This window comes from Novosphingobium clariflavum (assembly GCF_026420865.1).
Taxonomy (GTDB): domain Bacteria; phylum Pseudomonadota; class Alphaproteobacteria; order Sphingomonadales; family Sphingomonadaceae; genus Novosphingobium; species Novosphingobium clariflavum.
The window spans coordinates 1-9,999 of the sequence record NZ_JAPCWC010000053.1 but is presented as its reverse complement, the minus strand read 5'-3'; the positions used below and the strand labels follow the sequence as shown (position 1 = coordinate 9,999).

The 9,999-nt window shown below is 63.7% G+C and carries 12 protein-coding genes and 2 pseudogenes; 8 read left to right on the top strand and 6 right to left on the bottom strand.

The features are described from left to right. The 6 genes and pseudogenes from OKA11_RS23810 to OKA11_RS23785 form a co-directional block, all read right to left on the bottom strand. Nucleotides 1–197, bottom strand: a pseudogene (locus tag OKA11_RS23810) (hypothetical protein); the annotation flags it as partial. Nucleotides 198–215: 18 nt separating this feature from the next. Continuing rightward, nucleotides 216–722 (bottom strand): hypothetical protein, encoded by a 507-nt coding sequence (locus tag OKA11_RS23805; protein WP_267225013.1) that lies wholly within the window; start codon nt 720–722, stop codon nt 216–218. A gap of 77 nt (nt 723–799) precedes the next feature. Continuing rightward, nucleotides 800–1,066, bottom strand: a complete 267-nt coding sequence (locus tag OKA11_RS23800; RefSeq protein ID WP_267225011.1) for a type II toxin-antitoxin system RelE family toxin — start codon at nt 1,064–1,066, stop codon at nt 800–802. Next, nucleotides 1,050–1,277 (bottom strand): type II toxin-antitoxin system RelB family antitoxin, encoded by a 228-nt coding sequence (gene relB, locus OKA11_RS23795; RefSeq protein ID WP_267225009.1) that lies wholly within the window; start codon nt 1,275–1,277, stop codon nt 1,050–1,052. The genes OKA11_RS23800 and relB overlap by 17 nt, the downstream gene beginning before the upstream one ends. Before the next feature lie 55 nt (nt 1,278–1,332). After that, entirely contained in the window at nt 1,333–1,842 is a 510-nt protein-coding gene (locus OKA11_RS23790; protein ID WP_267225007.1) for a hypothetical protein, read from the bottom strand. Nucleotides 1,843–1,856: 14 nt separating this feature from the next. Further along, on the bottom strand, nt 1,857–2,156 hold the full coding sequence (locus OKA11_RS23785; protein WP_267225005.1) for a hypothetical protein: 300 nt from the start codon (nt 2,154–2,156) through the stop codon (nt 1,857–1,859). 269 nt (nt 2,157–2,425) lie between these two features. Between OKA11_RS23785 and OKA11_RS23780 the strand changes: the two genes are divergently transcribed. The 8 genes and pseudogenes from OKA11_RS23780 to OKA11_RS23745 all read left to right on the top strand — a co-directional run. Continuing rightward, nucleotides 2,426–2,722 carry a hypothetical protein gene (locus OKA11_RS23780; protein WP_267225003.1) on the top strand — a complete coding sequence of 99 codons (297 nt, stop codon included), beginning with the start codon at nt 2,426–2,428 and terminating at the stop codon, nt 2,720–2,722. 4 nt (nt 2,723–2,726) lie between these two features. Further along, complete coding sequence (locus tag OKA11_RS23775; RefSeq protein ID WP_267225001.1) at nt 2,727–3,857, top strand: phosphoadenosine phosphosulfate reductase domain-containing protein; 1,131 nt, start codon at nt 2,727–2,729, stop codon at nt 3,855–3,857. Between the two features lie 22 nt (nt 3,858–3,879). Continuing rightward, nucleotides 3,880–5,343 (top strand): hypothetical protein, encoded by a 1,464-nt coding sequence (locus OKA11_RS23770; RefSeq protein ID WP_267224999.1) that lies wholly within the window; start codon nt 3,880–3,882, stop codon nt 5,341–5,343. Between the two features lie 87 nt (nt 5,344–5,430). Further along, nucleotides 5,431–6,645: a type IV secretory system conjugative DNA transfer family protein gene (locus OKA11_RS23765; protein WP_267224997.1), complete on the top strand. Its 1,215-nt coding sequence runs from the start codon at nt 5,431–5,433 to the stop codon at nt 6,643–6,645. Beyond that, complete coding sequence (locus OKA11_RS23760; protein ID WP_267224996.1) at nt 6,642–7,886, top strand: hypothetical protein; 1,245 nt, start codon at nt 6,642–6,644, stop codon at nt 7,884–7,886. The genes OKA11_RS23765 and OKA11_RS23760 overlap by 4 nt, the downstream gene beginning before the upstream one ends. Nucleotides 7,887–7,927: 41 nt before the next feature. Then, nucleotides 7,928–8,155 (top strand): hypothetical protein, encoded by a 228-nt coding sequence (locus OKA11_RS23755; protein ID WP_267224994.1) that lies wholly within the window; start codon nt 7,928–7,930, stop codon nt 8,153–8,155. A gap of 10 nt (nt 8,156–8,165) precedes the next feature. Beyond that, nucleotides 8,166–8,972 (top strand): DUF5983 family protein, encoded by an 807-nt coding sequence (locus OKA11_RS23750; RefSeq protein WP_267224992.1) that lies wholly within the window; start codon nt 8,166–8,168, stop codon nt 8,970–8,972. Then, nucleotides 8,969–9,673 (top strand): annotated as a pseudogene (locus tag OKA11_RS23745) (hypothetical protein); the annotation flags it as partial. The gene OKA11_RS23750 and the pseudogene OKA11_RS23745, both read left to right, overlap by 4 nt. Nucleotides 9,674–9,999: the final 326 nt, after the last annotated feature.

The window sequence follows — 9,999 nt, the reverse complement described above, 5'->3', positions numbered from 1 at the left end:
CCGAAATCGTCATCGTCCTTGGGGGGAAAGAGCGCGGCGAAGCGCGGCCCAAGGTCGGCGTATGCGAGGTCGCGCCCGGTATCGCTGATGCAGGGGTCTTCGACGATCTCGCTTGCGCGCTGCGCCAGCCTGACCATTTCGGCATCGTCGGCGCTCATCTCGAGGATGAAGGAACTGGAGAGGTAGTTGTTCGCCATGATGGATTTCCTGCGCGCTCAGGCGGCATCGCCGGCAAGGCGCGTGCGGGCGGCCTCGGCGAGTTTGGGAAATGCGGCCGAAAGGTTGGTGTGGATGGTCTCGAACGCGGGGATGGCGAAGCGGCCGTTGGCGCCGGGGCGAGTGGTCAGCAGGGCGCCGATCGTCACCTCGTCGAGTTCGGGCCTCGGAATGGTGGCGACATTGCCGTCATATTCGACGGGGCACGCAATCGCGGCCTCGATCCACGAGCCAAGCCCGTCTTCTACGGCCTCGGCATAAGCGGCGACCGCAGCGTCGTGCTCGTCGTCGATATGCAGGACGAGAGTGCGGTAGGTGCCAAAATCGTGGCGATTGGGCTTGCTGGTGAGATGGCAGCCTTCAGGGGGAAGGCCATGGATCGCGATGATGCCGATGCGATAGGCGTCGATCTCGAAGCGATTGACCCGCTCGAAATCCGGGGTGTGGCCAAGCTGGGCGCAATGTGCGTTCGCAGGCGCTGCGCCAATGTCGATGGTGTAGGACAAGGGAACCTCCGTCGATCCTCCATGGATCGCCTGTCCCCTTCCCCCTCATCTCTATGCGTTATGGATGTCCTGGGAGGTCAGCGGTAAATGTCGCTTCGGTGGCCAACGGTCAGCACAAGAACGACAAGCCTGCCATCCTCGATCTCGCAGACGATCCGGTAGTCGCCAACGCGGTAGCGCCAGCGCCCCGCCAAGGGTCCGGTCAATGCCTTTCCAGATGCGCGGGGATCGTCACTGGCAGCAACCCGCTCGCGCAGGAACGTAATGATCCGCTTTACGGTCTGGCGATCGAGTTTGGAGAGGGATTTTTCGGCGCTGGATGACAGTTCAATCCGCCAGGCCAAGGCGCTTCTCCACGTCGTCGAGGGAGCTTGTGGTTTCGCGGCCAGCACGAATGTCCTCAAGCACCTTGTCGGAGAGGTAGATGTCTTCCATGTCTTCAAGGCCGCGCTCGATGATTTCGCGCAGATAATATGCCTTGGTTCGCCCGGTGGCGCTGGCGAGATGGTCGAGGCGCTGCTCTACTTCTGGGGCGAGGCGTACTGACGTCGCCATGGCATTGTCTCCGATTGAATACGTGTATTCACATTATCACATGGTTGCTGCCACGTCACTCCGGCTCGATCGTGAAGTTCCAGCCATGGATATGGAGCATTTCGTTCGCGCCGCGGTCGAAGGCGAGGAAGATGGAATCGAGGTCGGCATTCGGCTCGATCAGCAATTCCAGTGTGTGCTGGGCGCTGTCCGCCACGACGGCGCGTGTGAAGCCTGCTTCGCGAGCTTCGGCCTCGGTGTGGATCGGCGGCGGTGATGACTGGATGAAGGGCTTGGCGGCCAGCTGGGCGGGACCGTCGAAGGTGCCGAGCGTCTTCAGGCGATCGGTTTCCAGCTTTGCGCCAAGATCCTTGGGCAGATCGGCATATTCAGCCGCAACAGCGATTGCGTCTGCAGCGGTGGGAAGCTCTCCGGGGGCACTTCCCTTCCAGATGTAGGTTGCTTCCTCGCCCTCGATGCGGGGATGCGGCTGCATGACCTGCACAAAAAATGTCGACAGGGGCCGGTCGTATCCGATGGCGACGCTGCTTGCGACGCCTTTACCGGGGAAGTCGTATCGGCTCATGAGGGGATCTCCGGTCAGTTCACCAGTGCCAGCCATTCCGCGTGCCAGGGGCGCGGGAACGGATTGTAGCGGATGAAGGTGGGGACAAGGGGAAGCCCCGTCGCGGCGGGGCTTTCGGCCATGGAAACCCGCTGGAGGGCTTCGGCAAGGTCATCTTCCAGCATGAAGTCCAGCATGGCAGCTTCATGGACCTGTTCACAAGTGAGCATTGTCCAGTCCAGCGCATCGAGGAAAGTCTCGCGGCGCTGCACGAAGCGTTCGATCCGTGCGGCATCGCCGCGGACCTGATCGACAACCTGTTGGTTGGTGAGCATGGGATGTCTCCCTAAGCGGCGATGGGTTCCCGGTTGGTTGGCGCCGTGTTCTCGACGGGTGCGGGCAATGGCACGATGGCATCGAGGCGCAGATCGCGGCGGATGCGGGCGGCAACCTGATTTTCACCGCCTGCAAGTCCGCACTCCCTTGCGCCTTCTCCTGGGCCTATACCAGCGATGCCCTGCGGCCCGACGAGTTCGGCGGAGGCTGCGTCATCATCACCGAAGCCGGAATCGACTTTCACAGCACGACCGGGATCATCGGGCGGGTGCTCGGCACCGGCGCCGGTCCCTCCGAGACACCCAAGCCGGTATTCGACCCGGCACTCGTCTCCATCGAGCAGAAGCGCTTCAGCCATACACAATGGGAAATCCTGGTCTGCTACAACGGCCAGCGCATCGAGCAGTATGGGGACAAGATAGAGCTGATCGGCGGGGAATATCGAGGATACCCCCGCGAGGAGTGGATGGCTGTCGCCTATCGCGAAGCGATCGCGCGTGACATGGCCAGCAGGCTTCCCGTCGTCGAGGAAGCGGCGATCACCACCCATCTGACAAGACACTGACCCCATGCTCCACCAGCATCTGCAGCCTGCCGGCGCGACGCCGGCAGGGCTGCCTTCGCTTGCCCTGCCTTCCGAGATCCGCACCGCGATCAAGGCCGGGGCCTGGATCATCTTCAACGTCTCGGGCGGCAAGGATTCCTCGGCCGCCATGTTCGCCGTCTCGATCGTGCTCGATCAGCTCGGCCATCCCCGAAACCGTCGCCTGGTCATCCATGCCGACCTCGGCCGCGCCGAATGGGAGAGCACGCCCGCCATGGTCGAACGGCTCGCAGCGCTTGCGGATCTTCCGCTCTGCGTCGTGCGCCGTAATGCCGGCGACCTGTTTGACCGCTGGGCACAGCGCTTCGAGAACGGCAAGCGCCGCTACGAAGCCCTTCAAACCTACAACCTCATTGGGCCGTGGTCTTCGGCCTCGTTGCGCTTCTGCACATCCGAGGCAAAGGCCCATGTGATCGGCCCGCACCTCGCCCGCACCCTGCGCGGCGAAACCATCATCAACGTACTCGGCATCCGGCGCGACGAAAGCAGCGCACGATCGAAGACGCCGGAATGGAAGGCCGACACGCGCTACGCCAGTGCCGACAATGCCCATGGCACGCGCATGATGCTCTGGCATCCTATCGTCGAATGGACGACGGCCGAAGTCTTCGCGGCCCATGCGCATCTCGGCATCCCGCTGCACGAAGCCTATACCTGCTACTCCAGTTCGCGGCTTTCCTGCCGGTTCTGCGTCCTGCAGTCGATCGCCGATATCCGCGCTTCAGCCAGCGCTCCTGCGAACCGCGACGCGCTGATCCACTTATGCGGTCTTGAGGCGCAGTCCACCTTCTCGTTTCAGCCCGCACGCTGGCTCGCGGATACGGCTCCCGATCTTCTCCCACGCGACCTGCAGATCCGCATCGCGGCCGCCAAGATCGACGCCCAGCACCGGCGCGAGGCCGAGAGCGCGATGCCCAAGGGCCTGCGCTACGTGAAAGGCTGGCCGCCGCGCTTGCCGACCCTGTCCGAGGCCGCGGCCATAGCCAAGGCCCGCGCGCCGATCCTCGCACGACACCAGCTCGCCAACCGCTTCCCGACAGCCCGCGCCGTGCGGGACCGCTTTGCCGACCTCATTGACCAGCGCCGCAGCGCCTGACTCATCGCGAAAGGATACTGTCATGACCGCTTCCACAGAGCATCCCATCATGTCCCAGGCCGAGGCCGTTGCGCTCGGCTTCGCCGGCTTCAACGACGTGCCGCACAAGCCGAGCGACGTCTCCGATGGCGAATACACCATCACCGCCAGAACGAGCGACGGCCGCCGCGTCACCTTCTGTTTCCTGCCCGATCGCGAACGCAGCCCTGCTGGGTTCGTCGACATCCAGTACCACGATGCCGGCACATCCATCCCGAACGCCAACGGCGGGCATTCGCCGACCTTCAACGCCTTCGGCATCGGACGTGGCGGGCGCCATATCCTCGACTCCCGCCCGCTCGATGAAGCTGATCGCCCCTCCATTCTCGTGCTGATGCTCGACAAGCCCGGAAACGAGGCCAAGCCTGCGCCGCGCGCGAAGTCGCGCACCATAGGGGGCCGCCGCGAGGTTTCCTGGAGCTTCGGAGAAGGCACTGTCTTCCCCGGCTACACTGACGACAGTGAATGGAACGGCTTTCTCAACATCACCGTCGACGAAGCAACCTGGCCGCATGTCCATGCAGAACTTCTAGCAGGCGCCGATGGCGATCGCGCACTGATCGCATCGCTCAACGCTCTGCAGCCCAAGGCTGGGTATGTATCGCTCGCCTTCGGCTACACCACGCAGGAGGTCGAAACGCGGTGGGCTCTGCAATTCCCCGACTATCCGATTGCCTGCATGCCGCCCATTCCGGGAGACTGGATGGACAAGAGCTGGCGCAACGACACCAAGCCCAGCTTCGAAGTCTGCACCGGGCCGATGGGCGAGCCAGTGGAAATGTGGATCGACTATCCCGAAGCCGCGCTGCGCGAGATCGCAGGCGAGCCGCGCTTTGGCCTCTATCGCTGCAATGCCGAAGACGAGCTTGAGGCCATCTACACCGGCGAGGATTACGCCGAGGCCATGGAACATGCCAACCGCGAGGCCCTTGCCTGCGCCTTCGCCAAGGCGCTCGCCCAGGAAATGACGCCTGACGAATGGCAGACAATGCGGCTCAACAACCAGACGATCACGCCGGGATGCTGCGCGTCGCATGACTTCCTCGATGCCAATATGGTCATGCTGGCGGTATGGCTGACCTATCGCGGCGAGCAGCTGATCGCCAGAGGTGCGATCACCGGCATTGGCGATGACCTCGATCACGTCAACGCAGCATGGGCGATCGCCAGAGAGCGCTACATGACTGCCAGCGCCGAAGGCGAACGCTTCGACCTCTGGCGCTGTACCGGGCTCACCGTACCCGACCTTTCGGCCGCAGGCTGCGAAGTGGGCGACAATGACCCCTGCATCCGGCCTGGCCGCGTCTACGAGCCCGGCCATATCGAACTGGATGAGGAAAAGGGCCTCATCGTCACCATCGGCAATTCAATCCGCACCTTCGAAAACCAGATCGAGGCCGAAGGCCGCCTCTGGCGTGCCTATGCTGCCTCCGAGTTCACCTTCTAGCCCAAGGCCGCAGGCTGACCGAGGTGCTGATACCCACTTGAGGGGAGGGGGAAGGGGACAGGCGAGCAACCCGAAAGGAGCCGCCCCATGTCCAACGTCGTGAAACTTCCGGGACCGCCAGCGCCGCCGCGCTGCGCGGTTCCCATCGGCCAAACCGCCTTTGGTGCCCTCGAACTGGACCTCGCCCGCGTCCTTGCGGGACGCATGCTGGTCCAGGGCGGGTCCGGTGCCGGCAAGAGCCAGACCATGCGCCGCATTGTCGAAGAAGCCTTCGACTATGTGCAAACCATGATCGTCGATCCCGAAGGCGAGTTCGGCAACCTTGCCGCGCATATCGGAGCCACCACGATCAAGGCCGCCGAAATCGCCGCCGATGGCCTGACCGCCGCAGCGACCCGCGCGAGGCACCACCGCATTGCCCTACATCTGGATCTCACCGACCTCGATCCCGAACAGCGCATCATCAAGGCATCGGCCTTCTTCGCCGGCCTTGTCGGCGCGCCTCGTGAAGACTGGAAGCACACGGTTCTCGTCGCGATCGACGAAGGGCACCTGCTCGCCCCCCATCAGGCCGGTTCCGCACAGGACGCGGAAACCCGCCGCCTTGGCGTCGCCACGCTCACCGACTTGTGCGCACGAGGCCGCAAACGCGGGATCGCACCCATCATCGCGACCCAGCGCCTCGCCAAGCTCTCCAGCTCCGTCGTATCCGAGCTTCAGAACTTCCTCATCGGCATCAACGTCTTCGACCGCGACATCCTGCGCGCGGCCGACATTCTGGGATTCAGCCGCAGCGAGGCCGAAAAGCTGCGCACCCTGCGCGCTGGCGAGTTCTACGCCTTCGGTCCCGCGCTCACCCGCACGCCGCTGCTCGCCAAGATCGACCAGACCATCACTGAACATCTCGGCGCCACCCCGGACCTGCACGGCGCGGCCGACCTCGACCATGCCGAGGCCCAGAAGCTGCTCGACCTCGAGCATCTTCGCGAAACACCGAGCCGACGCGACGAAAGCCTGAAGGCTCGCGGCAGCCGCGCCCTCGACGCCTTCCTGCTCGATCCCATCGCGCCGACCGCAACGGCGGTCTGCCTGGCCTTGAAGGGGATTACTCCCAACGCCACGACCGCCAACGAACTGGCCAAGCATCTTTGCATCACGCGCGAAGCCGTGGATCAGGCGCTGGACGTCCTCTCAGCGCTCTCGGCCGTCGATACCATGCCACGCGGCGATGACCGTATGGCGCGCCTCCATACTCGGCTGCGCGCCCGTCTCAGCGATGTCCATGTGGTCGGCCTGTCATGACTGACGACACCGCCCCCATCATCGTCGAGCTTGTTCCGCTTGCGGCGCCGGTGCCCAAGGCATCGGCGCCGCTGGGCGAAATGCAGTATCGATCTGACAGCTGGACCCCGCAGGAGGTTCGCACCCTGCGCCAGCTGTTTAACGACGACACCCCGCTGCCGGAAATCTCCGAGGCCCTGGGCCGGGGCTTGCAAGGTGTCAGGGACAAGGTTTGCACCCTTGGCCTGCGCCGCCATTCAACGCGGCCGTGGAGCGAGCTTGAAGATCACGAACTGATCCAGACTTACGGGCAGGAGCCCGCTGCCACGATCGCAGCGCGCCTTGGTCGGTCATGTGGCGCAGTCTATACCCGCGCCGCATTCCTTGGCCTCAGCGAAGAGGCAGCACCGCCATGGACGCCGTGGGAAGATGCGCAACTTCGTGCCGCCTTTGCGGCCGACATTCCGACAGCACAGGTCGCGCTCATCATCGGCAGACCCCATGCCGGCGTCTACAGCCGCGCAGGCAAGCTAGGCATCAAGCACGCGAGTACCCCTAAAGGCTGGACCAACGCCGAGATCGAACGCGCCATCGAACTCGTGCAAGCCGGTCACACCTACACCCAGATCGGCACGATCCTTGGCACGGAAGGCTTTGCCGCCCGCACCAAGTCGTCGCTTCAGGCGCTCATGCAGCGAACCGGGCAGGGGAAGGGCTGGGGCCGCGTCTGGATGCCCGAGGAAGATGAACTTCTCATCAAAGCCTACCGCGACAACGCCAGCCTGACACCTTTGCGCAACCGGCTCGGCCGATCGGTCTTCTCGATCCGCTGGCGCGCGGAATACCTTAACCTTCGCGGCACCCATGCCCGATCCAAAGGCTTCCGCCTTGGCCCTGACTGGTCCGAGGCCGATGAAGCATGGCTTCGCCGCGACTACGGCAAGATCCCGACGTCCGAACTGGCCCGGCAGATGGGCCGCACCCGCGCCGCCATCTTCACGCGCGCCAATATCCTTGGCCTCGTCCACGAAGGGCGCCAGCGCTGGACCCCCGAACATCTGGCCGCGCTGCGCATCGCGCATGAGCATGGCATCAGCCTCACAGATCTTGCCGCAGCGCTCGGCCGAGAAGTCGGCGCCCTTCACAAATATGCCGGCAAGCAGGGCCTCGTCTTCGGCCGTCGCCCGCGCAGGCCACAACCTCCGACCCTCGCTGACATACTGAATCTGTCCGAGGCCGCGAAAGGAGAGGGGGAGGGGTGAAGGCGAAGGCAAGGATTTTCCGCGCCAGTAGGAGATGCAGCATGTGCCCTAACACCACACAGATTGCCGCCCCGAACCCGAACGCCGGCCATGAAATCGTCCTCTGGCCCGACGGAACCTGGTGCAGGAACGACGAGTTCGATCCCGCCGAATGGTCGTTCATGTCGGACGATTACGAAGTGATCGACATGGGCGACATGCCCCGCGTCGAACGGCTTACCCGCGAGGATGCGCAGCTTTGCGCCGATGTCCTCGAAGAACTGCGCTGAGGGCCGCCACATGGTAGACCGTGTTTCCGCGTCGATCACGATCGGCGGCACCATCAGTCACGCCCTCTGGAAGAGCCTCACGGTCGCGATCGCGGCCGAGGCTCTGTCCACCGATTGGGACGGCGAGCCTTTCAACGACAGCGACCTGACCGAAGGCCAGCCCTTGCGCCTCTATGCGCACGAAGTCGCCAATGGCACCTTCAAGGAACTGGAGCCCATCTGCGAGGCCCATGGCGTGCCGTACGTGCGGTCCTCCTACGGTTTCACCGGGCAATGGGGCCCGGAGAAAGTCGTCTTCACCGGAACCGGCAAACCCATCATCTACCCCTGCAGCGAAGACGGCACTACTTATGTCGATCGCGCCAAGATCGAGGCTTTGGGCAGTCTGGCTGCGGTGAACGCCTATCTGGACGAAGCCGATTTCGCTGTTCCCCCGATCGTCATCACCGACGAGATCGGGGAGGTCGCTTTGAACGTCGCTCCTGTCGCACTCGCCCAGGCCGTTCACGTCCCGCCAGCGCTCGAAATCGCCAGAATACTCGTGCTCGGCACCATCCATATGAGCCCCGCGACGGCCGCAAACTGGATGCCACATTGTCCATGGGCCTGCTTCGACAAGGACGACTATGGCTGGTTCATGCACGTCTGCGATGACGTCGGCATCACCGAGGCCGAGGGTGTCCCCGCCGAGATCCGTTCGGCCATTCACGTCGCCAAACGCGAAAACTGCGCCTGGATCATGTGGGATTGCGATGGCCCGCAGGTCGACGAACTGCCTGAATACGAGTGGGGCGACGCTCCCCGTACCGCACTATGACGCGGCTGCAGAGCGCCCCCAAGGCCGTGGGCGCGGGAAACCGCGTCCCGGACTACCTCTTGCCGCCCCGCGCCCCGCACGTCCTCGCCTATGGCGTGGGCGTGGATTCCACCGCGCTGCTGCTCGAACTGGAAGCCCGAGGCGAGAAGCCCGACCTTGTCATTACGGCGGATACCGGCGTCGAGAAGCCGGCCACTTACGAGTACCTCGACGTGATCCGCCCATGGATGGCCGCACGCGGTATCCCCTTCGAGATCGTTCGCTATCAGCCCCGCCGCTTCAAGCACTGGCCGCCCTATTATTCCCTGCTCGAGATGGCGCTCACCAATGCGACCCTGCCCAGCAAATCGCTCGGCGGCTCCAGTTGCAGCCTCAAATACAAGAAGGCGCCACAGGATGCCTTCCTGAAAACGTGGCAGCCCGCGATCGACACATGGGCGAGGGGACAGAAGGTGACGCGCCTGATCGGCTTCGATGCCGGGAAGCGCGATACGCTACGCTACACCCACGCCACCAAGATCAACGATCCGCTCTACGACTATCGCTACCCGCTGCGCGAATGGGGGATGGACCGCGAAGCGTGCGAGCGACGCATTGCCGCAGCGGGCCTCCCGGTTCCCCCGAAATCGAGCTGCTGGTTCTTATGTTTGCAGATGGTGTCTCGTCTCACCGCAACCCTTTATTTATGGGCTACAAAATTATCCGCCGTTTGAGACGATCCGAGGCCATTGAAGCGCTCGGGACAGTTGCAAAGCGCTACTGCACTTTGCAACTGTCCCGAGCGCAACCGCCGAAGGCGGTGCGACTCGTCGCGGCGGCATCCGGAATGACTTTGCTGAGCGGAAGAAACTGACTTGCCATTGCCCGTCGGGACTTGCTGATGCGGCCTTGATCGTTGCGCCGACAGATTGGGAAATGTCTGTTACGCGCCCAAGTTGGTCGTACGGCTCGCGTCTTCCTGCGCTGTTGAGCCGAACGACAGCTATGACGTGGTCTGGGACTAAGCCGCCATTTGGCGCCCGCAGCG